Source organism: Providencia sp. PROV268 (genome assembly GCF_028477805.1).
Taxonomy (GTDB): Bacteria; Pseudomonadota; Gammaproteobacteria; order Enterobacterales; family Enterobacteriaceae; genus Providencia; species Providencia stuartii.
This window is the reverse complement of sequence record NZ_JAMPLW010000005.1, coordinates 14,808-33,143: the sequence shown is the minus strand read 5'-3', so window position 1 is coordinate 33,143 and position 18,336 is coordinate 14,808. Positions and strand designations below refer to the sequence as shown.

The following is an 18,336-nucleotide window of genomic DNA, read 5'->3' as shown; positions in this document are numbered from 1 at the left end:
TAAAATGAATATTCTATTAGTCGAAGATGATCTCCAATTAGGCAAAGCACTCTGCCGTGGCTTAGAACTTGCAGGTTTTAATCCACTTTGGGTACGGTTACTTTCGGATGCTAAACAACAACTCAATTCCCGTAATTTTGATCTCATGCTCCTAGACTTAGGATTGCCTGATGGTGATGGTAATGAGGAATTAATCGCATGGCGCCGCTCAGGCCAATCAATACCGATTATTATTTTGACCGCACGTAATCAGATGGATAATTTAGTAACCAGTCTAGATTCTGGTGCCGATGACTTTTTAACCAAGCCATTTGCCATGCCAGAGTTAATTTCTCGTGTAAAAGCGGTCAGCCGCCGTATGGCAGGTTTTTCATCGGAAATTTGGCAATTGGATAATCTGCAATTAAATCCAATCAATCACCAAGTGCTCTTAAATGATCAGCTTTTGCTACTATCAGGCAAAGAGTATCAACTTTTATATGAATTAGTGAAAAATGCCGATAATGTAGTTCGCAAGGCCGATCTTGAACAGCGCCTATTTGGTTTCGATGATAAAATAGAAAGTAATTCGCTTGAGGTACATATTCACAACTTACGACGCAAGATAGGTAAAGATCGCATTATCACTATCCGCGGCATTGGTTATTTACTTAAAAAAGAAGCTCAGCCAAGTGAAAGTTAAATCCTTTTTTATTTACACCTTTTTCTTACAGATAAGCTCAGTGGTTTTACTGTGGGGGCTGCTCGTTGGCTGGCTACAATTTTTTTATTTACCTAGCATTGATGATGATTTTAACCGGCAACAACAAATTGTTACCAAAGGCTTTGCTGATACTTTAGGCGCCGTTACCAATAATCCTGAATATTTTGATCGTATCGCCACCTCATTACAAAAAATGTATACCGATGCGATGGAAAATGGCTTGGAAGTCTCCTATAAGCCTTTTGTTGTTATCCGTAATCAACATGGTGAAGTGCTATACCGTAATAGCGATAAAATTAATATAACTGACAATATTACGTTCAATGAATTACAAGCACAGCAACCAAATTGGCACTTTACTGTGTCATGGAATGACGCGCACACCATTGAGGTGATCCTTGGTGAATCCTATTTTGACCGTAAATCAATAATTGGCAGCCCTGCAGAAGGCACCGCAATACCTTTATTATTTATATTAGGTATCATGCTAATCGCTATTATTGTCACCGCTTATTTCAGTTTGCGACCACTCAGACAAGCTGCAACTATAATCTCCAGCCGTAAGCCGGGGAATTTGACGCCAATTGAAGTCAAAGAGCAATATAAAGAAATCCGCCCTATTATTACTGCTATCAATAATCTCATGTTGCGGGTCGATGCCGCCAACCAGCGCGAAAAACGTTTTATGGCAGATGCCGCCCATGAACTCCGAACCCCTATCGCTGCTGTGATTGCACAATTGCATTTATTGATGCAAATAGACAATGTCAAAGAGAGGGAGGAGATTGTCAAAGATATGCAAGCCGCTTTAAATCGGGCAGCTTCATTGTCTCACCAACTTATTGATTTAGCACGCTTAGAAGCTGAAGACTTTTCTGTCAATAAAGAGCAAATTAATATACCTACTTTAATTTCCCATATCACTTCATCACATGTTCCCCATGCGATTAGCCAAGATATCGATATTGAATTACAAAGTCCTGATAATGTTTTTATTACCACCGATAAACTTGCATTGACCACTATTTTTACCAACTTGCTGGAAAACGCGATTAAATATAGTGACAAAAAAGGCAAAATTAAGATCACCATTAGAGATTTAAGTCCGTTCGGTGCCACTATAACCGTGCAAGATAATGGTCGAGGGATCCCTGAAGAAAGTCGCCAACTGATCTTTTCACGTTTTTATCGTGTACCCGGAACAATGGAAACAGGAAGTGGCCTTGGGCTTTCCATTGTCCATAATCTTGCGACAAAAATTGATGCGACTATCCGAGTGACAGATGGGTTAGATAAGAAAGGTGTTGGATTTATTATTGATTTACCTTAATGATAATTTTGCCATTAAGATCATAGAGCTTAGACCGTTTTTTGGGCTATAATTTAATTCTATAAGTCTTTTTACTTATTTTGTTAAAGGGAAGGCTCATGTCTCAAGCATTAATTATTATCGACCTCATTGAAGATATTATAGGTAAGAATGGATTATCAAATACCAGTTACCTACAAGCGCAAGAACGTCATGTTGTTGAGAACGCTAATCAAGCGGCTGCTTTTGCACGTAGCCACAACATCCCTGTTATTTGGGTCAAGGTTGGGTTTGCTGATGATTATCAAGATATTCCAGCAGGCTCTCCGATGTTTCACCGTGCAAAACAGCTTAACGCATTAAAATTAAGTAGTTCTGGTTGTCATTGGGTTAAAGATCTTGATGTACAGCTCCGAGACCTCATTATGATTAAAAAAGGCGTTAGTGCATTTACTGGAAATCAACTTGCACATTGGTTACAAGAAAATCATATTAAACAGGTTATTTTTGGCGGAGTGAGTTCACTACTCGCAATTCAAAGCAGCGCTCGCCAAGCCCATGATCTTGGTTATCAAGTTACCGTCATTGATGAACTTTGTGCAGCAGCAAGCTTAGAGTTGCATCAACAAAGTATGCAAGCATTACAAGGAATGGCCACCGTTTCTTCACTCTCCGAATTTTTGCAAGGAAACGTCAAACCATCCTACTGATTATTGTTTTTATAGTGCTAACATTTTCTGGATATAAATATCGCGAAGCCGGAGTGCTAACTGCCCTGGCTTGCCCCCAGCAATTTTCTGCCCATCAATTTCAATCACCGGCCAAACAAGCGTTGTTGATGAAGTAATAAACGCTTCCTTAGCAGTTATTGCCTCTTCAATGGTAAATGCACTTTCTTCAACCGCTAAGTTTTGTTCTTGCGCAAGGGTTAAAATGGCTTGCCTTGTAATGCCGGGCAATATTTCATGGCTTAAGCTACGTGTTTTAATTTTATTTTCAGCGGTGATAATAAAAAAATTGCTGGAACTGCCCTCTGTTATAAAACCATCTTTGACAAAAAGGGCATCTTCAACTCCCTGAGAGCGGGCATATTCTTTTGCTAAACATGCTGCAAGTAATGCAACTGTTTTAATATCACAACGCTGCCAACGAATATCCTCAAATGTCACAACTCTAATCCCTGTTTTTACACGAGGGTTCTCAATAATAGATGCCTGCTGAGCAAAAAGAACCAATGTTGGGGGGATCGTTTTATCAGGAAATAAGAAATTACGCTGCCCTGCATTTCCACGTGTTAATTGTAAATAGATGAGGCCTTCAGTGAGGTTATTTTTTTCAATAAGTTGCCGATGAATATCAAATAATACATCCTCTGTATAAGGTAGTGCTAATTCCAATTCACGACATGACCGTTTTAACCTTGCTATATGGTTTTTAAAATCAATTAACTTCCCGTTAATGACAGCTGTTACCTCATATACAGCATCGGCAAATAAAAACCCACGGTCAAAAATTGATATCGAGGCCTGCTCCTCTGGGATAAACCGCCCATTGATATAAGTCATCATAGCGTTACTTTTCCTTTTCAAATTGCACACACCAAGTTATGTGATGAAATAGAGATCGACAGCCATGCCACACAATAAAAACGTCATTGTTGCAATAAAATCTATTTTAGACGCTCATTAATTGAGTGTTTTTTATTGATGAATATTAATGTGAGATCAAAATTCATCACTTTTAGATTGATTCTCTAGTATTAACAATAGTCATTTTTGTTATTTTTGTGAAATAGCTATTGAACTAAATGCTAATGCCCTATATTTTTAAAATTAATACAAATCAACCCCGTCAACTACTCTTTATTTGACATAAGGGAGAGCCTTATCATGCTTAATATCAATCCAGATCAACTTAAAAACCTTGCAGAGTCACAATTAAAAGGTCATAGAACGATTATTTATCTCGTTGCCTTATTATTGCTCATTGGGGGGATTGTCTGTATTACTAATCCGCTTGTATCTGGGATCGTATTCAGTTCTTTCATTGGCGTGGTGTTATTAGTCAGTGGCGTAGCCGTTATTTTGAATATTTTCTTCAACCGACTCTACGCGAATATGTCTATTTTATTCAGTTTAATCGTCGGTATCGCCTACCTTATTTTAGGTTATGCGTTCCTCTCAGACCCACTACAAAGCTTGTTATTTCTCGCCATTTTTGTCGCTATTTTATTTATTTTCGGCGGGGTCATTCGGATCTACGCAGGTACTAAGCTGTTTAGTTCAGCAGCCGGAATGATGAATATTTTGATTGGTATTTTAGATTTTATCATCGCCTATATGCTACTAAGCGGAAATGCTCAAACTTCCATCACCCTATTAACCCTGTTTATTGGTATTGAATTGCTCTTTAGCTCTTTCACCCTGTTCCTACTGGCTGGGGCCTTAAAAAACACCAATAAATAGCCCATGATTGATGGCGAGTTCCCCCCTGTTACCTACCTAACAAACTCGCCATCAAATATTTTTTAAAAATTAAAATAATATTTAATCCAAGCTTGACTTTCCTTTTCCAATAGTTAAAATGCCATCAAGTGATCTAGATCACACTTTAACATTTGGAGTTCCCATGCATACCCTTAAAGAATTTATTAGTGATGTTCAAGAAGTTATTGAATTACTTGCTAAACGTTTTATGTAAGACAGCGCATATTTTATTACCTCATCTTTAGCGTTCTGTGCATATTTTTTTGCAATACAGCCTTAACTCATTAAGGCTGTTTTTTTATCCAACTATAGCGTTAATCACAGTTGCCCCCATATCACCGATTCCTCTCCCTCTACTTAGTCATCATAAATAACTAAATGAGATATGCCGCCTATTGACGAGCCATATCTTGTCAATACAGTCAGCCGTTTTTATTACCTGCTAATTAAGCCTCTATAGGTTTATTTAAGGCTCACATTTCGCTTTAAACGCATATTTTCGGCTTATATTTTTGGCTATCTTAGATTGTTTCGCTATTATGGGTGAGTTTTGGTTAAATTTATGTTACTATCTATAAGTTGTCTATAAAGTGGAAAATTGAACTAAAGCATCTTTCAGCACAATGGATGCCAATAAAGAAGGAGAACACATGCAGCAGCAACTGCTAGACTGGGTACGCCAGTTCAACCAAGATTATGCCGAAATTGCTTCACTGTTAATCGTATTAGGCTTAATTCTTGTTGTCGCCTTAATTTTGCATTTTATTCTGCACAAAATTATCCTTCCTCGGATAGAGAAAAGTGGTCAGAAAAAAGGCAGTGGCTGGCAACGTCAATTAACCCAGTTTAATCTATTTAATCGCATTGCGTTTGTTATCCAAGGTGTTGTCGTCAACATCCAAGCCGTTCTATGGCTTCATTCAGGCTCTACCGCACAACAGATATTAAGTGTTGCTTCACAGGCTTGGTGCTTACTGTTTGGGTTACTTACGTTTTTCTCTATTCTCGATATTTTGCTTAGCGTATTACAGCGCGCCGCAAAAACAGCTCACCTGCCGTTACGTGGGATCTTCCAAAGCGTAAAACTTATCGCATCCGTACTCATTGCAATTATGATCATTGCACTGCTAATCGGAAAATCCCCTCTGATCCTACTCAGTGGATTAGGTGCAATGACGGCGGTCATGATGTTGGTCTTTAAAGACCCAATCATGGGGTTAGTCGCAGGGATCCAACTCTCTGCAAACAATATGGTTAACATTGGCGATTGGCTTGAAATGCCTAAATATGGCGCCGATGGTGCTGTCACCGACATTGGTTTAACAACCGTTAAAGTGCGTAACTGGGATAACACTGTTACAACTATTCCAACTTATGCCTTGATTTCAGACTCATTCAAAAACTGGAAAGGGATGACTGAATCAGGGGGGCGTCGTATTAAACGTAGTATTCGCCTAGATACCACGAGTATCCATTTTCTTGACCAAGAGCAGATTGACTCTTTAGTTAAGGCGAATCTTTTAGAGCCCTACATTGGTGATAAAATTTCTGAAATTAAAGTCTTTAACTCGTCTATTCCCGAAGATAGAGTGACACCACTTAACCAGCGTAGGCTAACCAATATTGGTACTTTCCGTGCCTATGTTGAAGCTTATTTGAAGGCACATCCTAAAATCCATAAAAATATGACAATTATGGTAAGGCAGCTTGAATCTGACTCAAATGGGTTACCTATTGAAATTTATGCCTTTACCAATACCACTGTTTGGGTTGAGTATGAAGGGATCCAATCTGATATCTTTGACCATATTTTCTCCATTCTGCCACAGTTTGAACTGCGCGTTCACCAGTCACCAACAGGCACAGATATGCGAGCTATCGGTCAAACAGTCACTGGATCTAATACCCAACAGTGATTAATTAAGTTAATTTATGGTATTACAACTTAGGTAGTAGTTTTTAAGAGGGGGAAACCCCTCTTTTCCTCTATTTCTCTCACCTCTCTATATAAATAGTCACATAACGATAGATAATTTAAATGCGACTATCCCCTCTAGATAATAGAAAAAATCCTTTAAAAATTAATGTGATAATAATTAATTTCCTCTAATTTATCAGGGATATTGTTGATGTAGGTCATGTTGCTGATGAGTGACTTTTTTTAACATATAAAACAAGAAAGTGATGTCGAACTTTACATATAGGCAATGTCAATGCATAAAACAAATAAAAATACTCATTTTGGAGAGCTGAGTCGGAGGGAGTTTATTCAAACCTCTGCAACGGTTGCTACCGCTGCTGCTGTTGCAGGCTCAATCACTCTTCCTTTTACCGCTCAAGCAAAAACACCAGAGATCATGCCTGATGAAGTCAACGAGAAAATCAGTTACAGCGCTTGCTTAGTTAACTGTGGTAGCCGTTGTCCACTCAAAGTCCATGTTAAAGATGGTGTTATCAGCCGTATTTCTAACGAAACCATGTACGACGACTCAACTTTGGGCGAACACCAAATTCGTCCATGTTTACGTGGTCGCTCTGTACGTTGGAAAACCTATAACCCAGATCGTTTGAAATACCCAATGGTACGTGTTGGTAAACGTGGCGAAGGTAAGTTCAAGAAAATCAGTTGGGATGAAGCGACTACTATCATCGCAGAAAAACTAAAATACACTATTGATAAATATGGTAGTGATGCCATTTATTATCAGTATGGTACGGGTTCGACAGGGGCGAATTTACATGGTCGTGCGGCCTGTAAACGTTTATTAAGCCTAACCGGTGGTTTTCTCGGTGACTACGGCACCTATTCCTATGCTCAATTAATGGAAATCACACCGTATGTATACGGTAGCGTTGAAGAATCGCTCCTATCTGAGATCCAAAACTCTGACTTAGTCGTGATGTTTGGTCATAACCTTGCCGAAACGCGTATGTCTGGTGGCGGTCAATTTTATGAAACATTGAACGCACTTGAGAAAAGTAAAGCTAAAGTCATCATTATTGACCCTCGTCGCACTGACAGCGTGACGACGCTAGGCGCAGAATGGATCCCAATCTATCCTGGTACGGATGCCGCGCTGGTTGCTGCATTGGGTTATGTGATGATCCAAGAAGGCCTAACTGATGAAGCGTTTTTGAAAAACTATTGTGTCGGTTGGGATGAGAGCACACTCCCTGCTTCAGCGCCACGTAATGGCTCCTACAAAGATTATATTTTAGGAAATGGTCCTGATGGCATTGCGAAAACACCTGAATGGGCAAGTAAGCTAACAGGTATTTCTGTTTCGCGGATCATTCAACTGGCTCGTGAAATTGGTAACGCAAATCATGCTTGGATTTCACAAGGTTGGGGTCTACAGCGTACTGAGAATGGCGAACAGGCTTGCCGTTCCATTATGATGCTGCCTATTATGTCAGGCAACATCGGTCGTTCAGGTACTAACACTGGCCTATGGGGTAATAGCATTGCTTATCCTGTTGCCGGATTTAGTTTACCAAACCCTGTCAAAGCAACGCTGCCATCCTTTATGTGGACAGAAGCGATCGTGCGCGGCAAAGAGTTAACCGCAGAAAATGGCGGTATCAAAGGCGCAGATAAGCTAAACAACGATATTAAGTTCATGTGGTGTTACTCCAGTAATGTTATTGGTAACTAGCACGCTGACTTGAATAAAACACATGAAATTCTATCTGACGAGTCAAAATGTGAATTTATCTTAGTTTGGGATAATCATAATACTCCATCGGCTAAATACGCTGATTTACTGTTGCCAGATGTTACTCCTGTTGAGACCAACGATCTGATCAACAACTCATACGCAAGTGGCGCATATCATTATCTGGTGCGTTTACAAAATGCTATCGAGCCATTGTGGGAAAATCGCCCTAACTATGATGTATTGGCCGAAATTGCAGAAAAAATGGGTGTAAAAGAGCAGTTTACTGAAGGTCGCACTTATGAAGAGTGGATTGAGTATTGCTACAATAAAACCCGTGAAACTATGCCTCATCTACCTGAATTTAGTGAAACAGATGGTGCAGGCATTATTGACCGTCGATTTGCTGATACGTCAAAACACATTGCCCTAAAAGATTTCCGTGATGACCCGATTGCGAATCCACTGAAAACGCCATCAGGTAAGATTGAAATCTATTCTGAGCAGTTAGCAGAGCGTGTTAAAAACTGGGAGCTTCCTGAGGGCCAACGTATTCCTGCCATCCCTGAGTACTGTGCAAACAAAGAAGGTGTTGAGCAGCAACGTAATCAACAGACTTACCCTCTGTTAATGACCGGTTTCCACGACAAAGGTCACGTCCATTCAAGCTATTTTAATGTTGAAATGTTACGTGAAGCGATCCCTCATCAATTCTGGCTTAACCCAATCGACGCGCAAGAGCGTGGTTTAAGCAATGGTGATATTGCAGAAATTTTCAACGACCGTGGTCGCATTCAGATTAGAGTTAAAGTGACTGAGCGCGTATTACCGGGGGTTATTGCCGTTCCACAAGGCGCATGGCGCACTTTGGATCAAGCAGGATTAGATACAGGAGGCTGTATCAATACCCTCACCTCACAAGTTCCTTCACCACTAGCGAAAGGAACACCACAACATACTAATCTTGTTGAAGTGAAACGCGCTTAAGGAGTTAATTGATGAAACAGTATGGCTTTTATTTTGACTCCACAAAATGTACTGGCTGTAAAACGTGTCAAGTCAGTTGTAAGGACGAAAAAGATCTCGATTTAGGCCCTAAATTCCGCCGTGTATACGAATTTGGTGGTGGTAGTTGGCAAAAACAAGATGGTATTTGGCAGCAAAATGTCTATAGCTACTATTTATCTATCTCTTGTAACCATTGCTCTAATCCAACTTGTGTGGAAGGTTGCCCAACAGGGGCGATGCACAAACGTGCCGAAGATGGTCTTGTCGTTGTTGACCAAACCGTTTGTGTCGGTTGTCGTTACTGCGAATTACGCTGCCCATACGGTGCGCCGCAATATGACGAGAAGAAAAAACTGATGAGCAAATGTGATGGCTGCTACGAGCGCGTTGCTAAAGGTATGAAACCCGTTTGCGTTGAGTCATGCCCACAACGTGCATTGGACTTTGATGATATCAATGTCCTACGTGAGCTTCACGGTACAGAGTGTGGTATTGCGCCTATGCCAGACCCTAGCCTTACCAATCCAAACATCGTTATTAAACCACATAAAGATGCCAAACCTTCTGGCGATAAAAGTGGTGAACTAAAAAACCCTGCGGAGGTGTAAAATGCATGAATTACCACTAGTCTTTTTCACCGTGTTGGGGCAGTCTGCTGCTGGGCTATTTTTATTAGCTTATTTAAGTAAAAAAATAGGTTCAATTGATGAAAAGCAACTGAAAAATGCCAATATCCTCGCCTTTGTTGTGATGATTATTGGGTTAGGTATTGGTGGCCTACATGTGGGCCAACCACTGCGCTTTTTCAATATGTTGCTAGGTGTTGGTCGCTCACCGATGAGTAACGAAGCCTTTTTAAGTGGTGTCTTCGTCACTTTTGCCGCTGCAACCTTGTTTTTTACACTCTTTTATAAACAAGCATTGCTACGTGAATTAGCGAATATTGCCGCGGTTATTTCAGGTGTGGCGTTTGTTTGGTCAATTCCACAGGTTTATAACATTGCTTCAATCGCAAACTGGAATACGGGCTATACTACGCTGCAAATGTGGATGACCATGTTAGTTGGCGGTGGTGCTTTAGCAATAGCTATTGGCGCTCGTGGATTAGGGATCGCCTCTTTCCTTATCGGTGCGTTGGTTATTTTCGCTAGCCGTGCGGGGTATCAAGCGTTCTTATCCGAAACCGGTCCAGCATTGAGCGCTGAGCAAACTGGCTTCTGGGGTTTCCAAGTCGTTGTCTTAGTTATTGCTTTGGCAGGATTTATCGGTATGGCATTAAAACAACGTGCACCAAAAGCGACATTAGCGACATGTGCGGGTGCTGTTTTACTGGCTGAACTTGCAGGACGTATTGCCTTTTATAACTTATGGCAAATCACCATGTAGTTCCACGAGTATCAATTTAATAATCACGTTAAGAGCCTGCGAATGTAGGCTCTTTTTTTAATAGCGTATAAACACAAAAGTAATAATTAAAGCCACCAGCATCACTGCGACCTTCTCAATACAGTATTCCATTTTAAGGCAATTTTCTGTATTAAAAAATCACACATTACCGCAACTAGCGCGATAATAAATGTCCCCCCTATAATATAAGCGAAGAGGATATCCGCTACTATAATTTCAATTATTAGACCCTCTATTTGATGGCTGCGTGGTAGAAGTTCTATGAACCAAAGGAGTATAGAAAAAAGGCCTGGGATCAAAAAGTACAATAAGTAGCGGTGAAAATGATTCAAACTGTTTTTGAGATAAAAGTAAAATACAGGTATTAGAAAGAGCCAATAACCGAGTAAATATAAACTCATTGATTTGTAGTACGCTAGCAATAGCAGATAAGTATTTGCCCCTTCTCTATAAAAAGGAAAAAATAGCTGCTGTACAGCTTGAAGATAATAACAAATTATACCAAAACAAAGTGATAGACATGATATCAACGCATTATGGTTATTAGAAGGCATTAGAGAGGTCCTTTTCACCTGTTTAAAATAACCTTAGTAATAAATCTTTTAATAAAGCGAAAGAATGCAGCAATACATTCGCCTTTTTTCTCACAATAATCAATAAGTGATACCACTAAATCTTCTTCATTTTGTCAACAGGGGTTTGCAGTGTTTCCATTCACGGCAAACCTAGCTACCCCAGCGTTTAGAAACTATCTAAAAAGCGGAATTTGGTTGCTGTAAAAAGGCAATTTCCTCTTTAGTAGAAGGACGCCCCAATATCTGGTTTCGATGTGGATAACGACCAAAACGATCAATAATCGCCTTATGTTGCATTTCATAATTTAGCGTATTGTCATCCCCTAAGCCACGAAATAGCTCAACCGCTTGCTGATGAATAAAGCTTGATTCAGAGTGCATAAACGGCATTAAAATAAATTTGCGTTGAGATAGTGGCAGCAGATTATAATCTGCTTGTTTTATCGCTTCTTGAGCCAATGCCAGTGCCATTTGGTCTTGGGCAAAAGCTTTCGGTGTATCACGCCACACATTGCGAGAGAACTGATCTAAAACGATAATCTCAGCTAAGCGCCCACGAATAGAAATACGCCAATAAGCTAACTCTCCTTTTGCTGCACGCTCTAGTGTTCCGCCGAAACGCTGCATAATAAGAGCATCAAACTTTTCATTTTTTTCAAACCACTGTTTTGAGGTTGACTCCTCAAACCAAAATGTTAAAACGTTTTCCATGGTATTCATAATCGTTATAAGCCTAAATTTGTTAGTGATAAGTTATTTTTTATCGTAAATAAAACCTTGTAGTATTGTTATGAGCTACTTCTTAAAACTGCAATCTTCAGATAAATATTTTGTATTTTTGCGAAGCGCTTCCAAAATCAGCGAGTAATAGTGCATATAAATTAATCATCAAAGATAGATAGTCCATTAAAAAGCTGATAAAAAATAATCAGATCCCATGTGCTAACTTATTCTGATAGGTATTATTAATAATCCAATAATCTTGAGACTAAAGGAATGTTACTAGACACCGTTTATCCCCCTTATGAATAACGTATTCATCGCGGCATTGTTACACGCTCAATGATTTTTTACTTCACTGATACGATTCTCACTATTAATACAACCAATATGGGTTATCTAGACAATGTTTTGAGGAGAACATAAGTAAGTCTACTTTTGCCATTTAAACTATTTGACTTAATATTAAATAAATTTATTTCTCCTTTTTCCTCTATTTATTTTTCTTTTTAATATTTATTTTTGTTGCATAGAATTTTTTCACAGTTAATTTCTGTTAATTTACAAGTGAAATCGAAATCAAATCATCATTAATTGATTTTTTATTTATTTTTTATAAATGATTTGAACAAAAAATATATATCCTAAATAATATTCCCTAGATATACATCCTCTCATCATTTAGGAATTTATAATGGAAAATAAATACAGTCTAAATAAGACATTACCAATCGGTATTAATGAGACAGGTTTTCGTGAAGAATTCGATAGTATGGGGAAAATAAATGTTCCTGCCGACCGTTATTGGGGAGCACAAACTCAGCGTTCATTACAGCATTTTAATATTGGCAACGATTTAATGCCAAAAGAAGTGTATCACGCTTATGGTTATATCAAAAAAGCTTGTGCGTTAGTTAACTGTGCTGCTAACCGACTTCCTGAGTGGAAAAAAGAGGCGATTGTTATCGCTGCGGATGAAACTATTAATGGTCAATTGGATGAGCATTATCCTCTTTATGTTTGGCAGACTGGCTCTGGCACACAATCGAATATGAATGTGAATGAAGTTATTTCCAATCGTGCAATTCAATTGCTTGGTGGAACGTTAGGAAGTCAATCGCCCATAGGGCCAAATGATGATGTCAATATGGGGCAGTCATCTAATGATACCTTCCCAACCGCGATGCATATTGCTGCCATTTTTGCACTTGATGAGCAATTAATCCCAAGTATTGAAAGTTTAATTGATGTTATTGAGAAAAAAGCCAGCACTTGGATGAATGTAGTGAAAATTGGCCGTACTCATCTGGAAGATGCCGTGCCTTTAACTGTTGGTCAAGAGTGGTATGGTTGGGCAGGTCAACTCAGAGATGCTCTCGAAGATATTAAACGTAGTAAATTAGATCTTTATAAGCTCGCGGTTGGCGGCACCGCGGTTGGTACAGGTCTCAATGCACCAGCCGGTTTTTCAAAAGATGTTGCCGATAAAATAGCTGAGTTGACTCAAAAACCCTTTATTACTGCACCCAATAAATTTACTGCGCAAGGCTCTCTGGATGCGTTAGTTCGCACACACGCATCTATTCGTGGATTAGCTGTCGCACTCATTAAGATCGCCAACGACATGCGCTGGTTAGCTTCGGGTCCTCGCTGTGGCTTTAGTGAGTTAATTTTACCTTCTAATGAACCAGGCTCTTCAATCATGCCAGGTAAGGTTAACCCAACTCAATGCGAAGCAATTGTGATGATAGGTATTCAAGTGATGGGCAATGATACTGCAATCGCCATGTCAGGCAGCCAAGGTAACTTTGAATTAAATGCGATGCGCCCTGTTATTATCAATAACTTGCTACATTCAATTCGTATTTTAGCTGATGGTTGCCATAAATTTAGAGAGTTTTCTGTTGAAGGTACGCAATTAAATACCGCTAAAATCACTGAGTATGTCGATAACAGTGTGATGTTAGTTACCGCTTTGTCACCTATTATTGGTTATCAAAATGCGGCGCATATTGCAGAAAATGCCATAGCCAAAAATATCACTTTAAAAGAATCCGCTATTGCTTCAGGAAAAATAAGTGAAGAAGACTTTAATAAATATGTGAATCCAATCGATATGACTGGCAATGGTTTATCGGGTGCTTAACCCATCTTTTTATGATGATTAAAATAGCAATACCACAGTAAGCAAAACAAGATACCCCCTTGAAATAACATTATTATATATTTCAGGGGGAATAGCATAAGTGATATATTACCACCTAGTGACATTAAAATTTAGCTTAACCGGATTTTGGCTTAGACCTATTATTTTCGCTGAGTTCACCCACAAAAAATACAACTGTGTGGCGTAATTTTGGAATAATCCACCCTTTACACTATTCGCCCTTCGCTGACGTCTAGTCAATGTACACCACTGTTCTATAATAGAAGCAATATGTATTATGATAGTTTGATCAAGCATTTTATTCACTATGCTGTCGCGGCCGATACACCTATACACGTTAGCTAATTCGCTGTAGAACCAAATTGTTAAAAATAAAATACGTTCGATTTAACCCTTTTTACGGTTGCCATTCCAATAATTTTATTGATTTGCTATTTAATGCCAATTTAAAATGATTTTTCACGCAATTACATACATTTGATAAATGCAATGGTAAGATCCGCGTAAACCCAATTAATGCTCGTTTATATCAACATTTATCGGGTTAACAATTGTCATTGCATTATTTAGATCATCAACAGTCAATTCAGCCACCACACTGTGGCATGGTATTAACCCAATACTCGTTGGAGGAGCGGCTCGAAATGGCAGGACATATGGTACTCATTGGCTGGGCATTATGGGTAAGTCCTTGTGGCACAGATGCCTGTGATGCATTGCCTGTGACTGAGACCATTTTTACACAAGATCAGTGTATCACCCGTAAATCTTATCTCGAATCAAAGCGCCCTAACCTCTATTTTATGTGTGGTGAAGTCTATCGCGATAGCGAAGAAATCAAAAAAGACGATAAGCACAGTGTGCCCGCCCCTAACCCACCATTGCGTGCACTCCCTGAACGTATTTCGCGATAATGGTTATTTAAACGGGAGCAAGTAAACACTTGCTCCAGAGTGAACTAGTCATTTATTTCTGCAATTACGCTATCTGCATCAATATAATCACCCTTATTGACAATATATTTCAGCGTACCGGCACGGTGAGCGATTACCTGTACTTCCATTTTCATCGCTTCCATGACACCAATAACCTCTCCTTGAGCAACCGTGTCGCCTTCTTCAACTAACCAACTAAACAGTACGCCTGAAATAGGGGCATTCACTTGCTGATCTTGTGCGACCGCTTGATGATTCGTTATTGAAACCTGCTCTGTCGATGGCATCGCTAACCCAGCTAACCATTGTGTCGGTAAACCAAGCTCACAGCGCTTCCCATCGATTTCAATAAAGGTACGCGTTATTTGTGGGTTATTTTGTGGTAATTGCCGTTTTGCTGGTGCAAGCTCAACAGAAAATTCAGTTTCAATCCAGCGAGTATGCACATTAAACCTTTCACAAAAGTCAGCATGCTCCATCACCGCGCGATGGAAAGGCAGTACGGATGCCACGCCTTCAATCGAAAATTCGCCTAAAGCACGGCGAGCGCGCTGGATAGCCTGTTCGCGTGTATTGCCAATGACAATCAGTTTTGCCATTAAAGAATCAAACGTACTTGGGATAGTCGCCCCTGCCACAACACCACTGTCTAAACGGATACCCGGGCCGGATGGAGGATCAAATTTAAGGATAACCCCCGGTGTGGGTAAAAAACCATTTCCTGCATCTTCTGCGTTAATACGAAACTCAAAAGCATGCCCTCGTGGTTTAGGGGTTTCGCGGATACTTAATGGTAAACCTTGTGCTATCCGTAATTGCTCAATGACTAAGTCAATCCCCGCGGTCTCTTCGGTAATAGGGTGTTCAACTTGTAAACGCGTATTCACCTCAAGAAATGACAATTTGCCATCTTGGCTTAACAAAAATTCGACGGTTCCCGCCCCCACATAATTGGCGTGACTACAAATATCGACAGACGCTTTAATCACTTGTTGTTGTAATTGTTCTGATAAAAATGGCGCTGGTGACTCCTCCACTAATTTTTGATTTCGTCGTTGTAAAGAACAATCACGCGTTCCCACGACAACCACGTTGCCAAATTTATCCGCAATAACTTGCGCTTCAATATGCCGAGGATTATGTAAAAACTGCTCTAGGAAACACTCGCCTCGCCCAAAAGCCGCTGTCGCCTCTCGCACCGCAGAGTGATATAGCTCCTCTACCTCTTCCATGTGCCATGCTACCTTTAAGCCTCGACCGCCACCGCCATAGGCCGCTTTAATCGCAATCGGCAAACCATTGGTATGGGCAAATTCAACGACTTCTTTGGCCTCTTTGACAGGCTCTTTGGTTCCTGCCACTAAAGGTGCGCCGACCTGCATCGCAATTTGACGAGCTTTGACTTTATCACCCAATATGTCTATGGTTTCAGGTTCTGGGCCAACCCAAATCAAGCCCAACCCTTGTACCGCACGAGCAAACTCTGCACGTTCTGATAGAAAACCATAACCAGGGTGTACCATGGTTGCCCCTGATTTTTTCGCTACCTCAAGTAATTTATCCATATCCAGATAGCTTTCGGCGGGTGTACTTCCCGATAATCCATATGCTTCATCCGCCATCTGAACATGCAATGCGTTAATATCGGGATCCGCGTAAACCGCGACTGAATCGAAGCCAATATCCCGACACGCACGAATAATGCGAACTGCTATTTCGCCACGGTTTGCGATCAATACTTTATGTTTAGTTTGATTATTCATTGTAGGCATAAGTATCCCGACTCCCTTCATATTCTTTAAATACCCCGATTGGGTTAAATTGTATTTGGGCATTAACGGGTAGCTGCCCCGCTAAATCCAAGTGATATTCACATACCGCACCAATAACCGGATAACCACCAGTTAACGGATGGTCATTCAAAAATAAGACCGGTTGTCCATTCGCAGGGATTTGAATTGCCCCAATACACGTCCCCTCACTGGGTAACTCTTGATGTATTGCACGCTCAATAGCCGCATCGCCCGCCAAGCGTAACCCGATACGATTGGATGCTGCCGTAACCTGCCATAATTGTGACGTTAACCGTTGTACCGCCTGTGGAGTAAACCAATCAGTTCGAGGCCCTAAAATGATATCTAGCACCACCACATCACTCGTACTTGGGTAGTTAAATGCAGGTTGTTCATCAAGTGAAATAGCCGTTGGTTGTTTAAGTGATTTAACCGCTAATGTCTGCCCTACCGTTAATGGTGCAGGCCCTACCTGTGCTAATGTGTCAAAAGAACAGCTACCAAGAACAGGCGTACTTTGGATGCCACCGCGTATCGCAAAATAGCTACGCACGCCTTTTGTTGCCGTTCCTAAGCGAATAATATCCCCCGAGGCTAAATGAATCGCTTGATATTGCTGTGCGCAATAGGTAACACCTTCGGCTGTCGTAATTTCGATATCACAACATGCCCCTGTGACTGCTACCAATAACGGTTTATTTGCCTGTGCTTTAAAACCCCCTTGGGTAATTTCCAGCACTGCTTCATGGATTGCATTTCCTACCAACCGATTTGCGCTTCGTAGCGCGCCTTTATCCATAGCTCCGGATTCAGAAATTCCCAATGCAGCCTGCCCTATTCGCCCAATATCCTGTAATAACGTTTGTAATCCTGTGGCAAGGACAGTGATATCACTACGTTGGCTATCCTTATGATGCGCAACTGTTGGCTGAGGTAGGCTATAGGTGATCCCCGTTTTCGCAGCATCAACAAAATTGACACGATACCCCGGTTTTAACAGTGCAGGCTCTGTGCGATGTAAATCCCATACAGCCGTTGGTGTAACGCCAATTAATTGCCATCCCCCTGGACTTGCTTGAGGATAGACGCTACTGAACTCGCCAGCTAAAGCAACAGAGCCAGCCGGAATTCGGATCCGTGGTGATGGCCGACGTGGTACATTTAATTGGACATTTTTTGCAACCATATAAGCAAACCCTGGTGCAAAGCCACAAAAAGCCACTTGGTATTCATTGTTAGTGTGTCTTCTTATTACTTCATCAATTGACACCCCTAGGTGTTCAGCAACATCAGCAAGATCTTCACCGTTATAGTGAACAGGGATAGTCACCAACTGGCCTAATTTAAGATCCGCCTTCGAAATATCTAACCTTTCAATTTCATCAATGATGATATTGGCATTCGTAATAACAGGATTAAAGCGAACTAAAACGGTTCTTGCTGCTGGTGTAATTTCTTCAATCGCAAGCTGACGTGACATGTTACGCAGCACATCCGTCAGAGCCATTGTCTCTTCAAGACTTTGTAGCTCAATCATAAAAGTGCTTAAATTGACAGGTAAAAATCGCATTAAACCC

The 18,336-nt window shown here is 40.5% G+C and carries 13 protein-coding genes and 1 pseudogene; 10 read left to right on the top strand and 4 right to left on the bottom strand.

Annotated features, from left to right (window positions below):
• The first annotated feature begins 4 nt into the window (after positions 1-4).
• The 3 genes from PR699_RS03755 (at position 5) to PR699_RS03745 (ending at position 2,722) form a co-directional block, all read left to right on the top strand.
• A complete protein-coding gene (locus PR699_RS03755; protein WP_014656200.1) occupies positions 5-682 on the top strand; it encodes a response regulator in 678 nt (225 codons plus the stop codon).
• Positions 672-2,033: a HAMP domain-containing sensor histidine kinase gene (locus tag PR699_RS03750; protein ID WP_004920930.1), complete on the top strand. Its 1,362-nt coding sequence runs from the start codon at positions 672-674 to the stop codon at positions 2,031-2,033. The genes PR699_RS03755 and PR699_RS03750 overlap by 11 nt, the downstream gene beginning before the upstream one ends.
• A 98-nt stretch (positions 2,034-2,131) precedes the next feature.
• The gene (locus PR699_RS03745) at positions 2,132-2,722 is read left to right on the top strand and encodes a cysteine hydrolase family protein (protein ID WP_004920932.1); all 591 of its coding nucleotides are present in this window, start codon (positions 2,132-2,134) and stop codon (positions 2,720-2,722) included.
• Between the two features lie 9 nt (positions 2,723-2,731).
• Here PR699_RS03745 and PR699_RS03740 read toward each other — a convergent pair whose 3' ends face one another.
• Complete coding sequence (locus tag PR699_RS03740; RefSeq protein WP_272572838.1) at positions 2,732-3,580, bottom strand: D-amino-acid transaminase; 849 nt, start codon at positions 3,578-3,580, stop codon at positions 2,732-2,734.
• 321 nt (positions 3,581-3,901) lie between these two features.
• Between PR699_RS03740 and PR699_RS03735 the strand changes: the two genes are divergently transcribed.
• From PR699_RS03735 to PR699_RS03715, 5 genes and pseudogenes are all read left to right on the top strand, one after another.
• Positions 3,902-4,477, top strand: coding sequence for a DUF308 domain-containing protein (locus tag PR699_RS03735; RefSeq protein WP_014656204.1), 576 nt, complete (start codon positions 3,902-3,904; stop codon positions 4,475-4,477).
• 671 nt (positions 4,478-5,148) lie between these two features.
• A complete protein-coding gene (locus PR699_RS03730; protein WP_014656205.1) occupies positions 5,149-6,414 on the top strand; it encodes a mechanosensitive ion channel family protein in 1,266 nt (421 codons plus the stop codon).
• 297 nt (positions 6,415-6,711) lie between these two features.
• Positions 6,712-9,141 (top strand): annotated as a pseudogene (locus tag PR699_RS03725) (DMSO/selenate family reductase complex A subunit).
• 11 nt (positions 9,142-9,152) lie between these two features.
• Positions 9,153-9,770 (top strand): DMSO/selenate family reductase complex B subunit, encoded by a 618-nt coding sequence (locus PR699_RS03720; RefSeq protein WP_014656207.1) that lies wholly within the window; start codon positions 9,153-9,155, stop codon positions 9,768-9,770.
• Between the two features lies 1 nt (position 9,771).
• On the top strand, positions 9,772-10,548 hold the full coding sequence (locus tag PR699_RS03715; protein WP_004920946.1) for a DmsC/YnfH family molybdoenzyme membrane anchor subunit: 777 nt from the start codon (positions 9,772-9,774) through the stop codon (positions 10,546-10,548).
• A gap of 773 nt (positions 10,549-11,321) precedes the next feature.
• Here PR699_RS03715 and PR699_RS03710 read toward each other — a convergent pair.
• Positions 11,322-11,864, bottom strand: coding sequence for a DUF924 family protein (locus PR699_RS03710; RefSeq protein WP_014656211.1), 543 nt, complete (start codon positions 11,862-11,864; stop codon positions 11,322-11,324).
• Between the two features lie 694 nt (positions 11,865-12,558).
• On the opposite strand from PR699_RS03710, the gene fumC reads away from it, so the two are divergent.
• The gene (gene fumC / locus PR699_RS03705) at positions 12,559-14,010 is read left to right on the top strand and encodes a class II fumarate hydratase (protein WP_004920952.1); all 1,452 of its coding nucleotides are present in this window, start codon (positions 12,559-12,561) and stop codon (positions 14,008-14,010) included.
• Positions 14,011-14,675: 665 nt separating this feature from the next.
• A complete protein-coding gene (locus PR699_RS03700; protein WP_014656212.1) occupies positions 14,676-14,945 on the top strand; it encodes a hypothetical protein in 270 nt (89 codons plus the stop codon).
• Positions 14,946-14,989: 44 nt separating this feature from the next.
• Here the strand turns inward: PR699_RS03700 and PR699_RS03695 are convergent, their stop codons facing one another.
• Positions 14,990-16,729 (bottom strand): biotin carboxylase N-terminal domain-containing protein, encoded by a 1,740-nt coding sequence (locus PR699_RS03695; RefSeq protein ID WP_014656213.1) that lies wholly within the window; start codon positions 16,727-16,729, stop codon positions 14,990-14,992.
• On the bottom strand, positions 16,722-18,329 hold the full coding sequence (locus PR699_RS03690; RefSeq protein WP_014656214.1) for a 5-oxoprolinase/urea amidolyase family protein: 1,608 nt from the start codon (positions 18,327-18,329) through the stop codon (positions 16,722-16,724). The genes PR699_RS03695 and PR699_RS03690 overlap by 8 nt, the downstream gene beginning before the upstream one ends.
• Positions 18,330-18,336: the final 7 nt, after the last annotated feature.

Bases quoted from the DNA above. Each gene is read 5' to 3' on its own strand.
- PR699_RS03740 (WP_272572838.1), bottom strand. From the start codon at position 3,580: ATGATGACTTATATCAATGGGCGGTTTATCCCAGAGGAGCAGGCCTCG.
- PR699_RS03700 (WP_014656212.1), top strand. From the start codon at position 14,676: ATGGCAGGACATATGGTACTCATTGGCTGGGCATTATGGGTAAGTCCT.
- PR699_RS03735 (WP_014656204.1), top strand. From the start codon at position 3,902: ATGCTTAATATCAATCCAGATCAACTTAAAAACCTTGCAGAGTCACAA.
- PR699_RS03755 (WP_014656200.1), top strand. From the start codon at position 5: ATGAATATTCTATTAGTCGAAGATGATCTCCAATTAGGCAAAGCACTC.
- PR699_RS03690 (WP_014656214.1), bottom strand. From the start codon at position 18,329: ATGCGATTTTTACCTGTCAATTTAAGCACTTTTATGATTGAGCTACAA.
- PR699_RS03745 (WP_004920932.1), top strand. From the start codon at position 2,132: ATGTCTCAAGCATTAATTATTATCGACCTCATTGAAGATATTATAGGT.
- fumC (WP_004920952.1), top strand. From the start codon at position 12,559: ATGGAAAATAAATACAGTCTAAATAAGACATTACCAATCGGTATTAAT.
- PR699_RS03720 (WP_014656207.1), top strand. From the start codon at position 9,153: ATGAAACAGTATGGCTTTTATTTTGACTCCACAAAATGTACTGGCTGT.
- PR699_RS03730 (WP_014656205.1), top strand. From the start codon at position 5,149: ATGCAGCAGCAACTGCTAGACTGGGTACGCCAGTTCAACCAAGATTAT.
- PR699_RS03695 (WP_014656213.1), bottom strand. From the start codon at position 16,729: ATGAATAATCAAACTAAACATAAAGTATTGATCGCAAACCGTGGCGAA.
- PR699_RS03710 (WP_014656211.1), bottom strand. From the start codon at position 11,864: ATGAATACCATGGAAAACGTTTTAACATTTTGGTTTGAGGAGTCAACC.
- PR699_RS03715 (WP_004920946.1), top strand. From the start codon at position 9,772: ATGCATGAATTACCACTAGTCTTTTTCACCGTGTTGGGGCAGTCTGCT.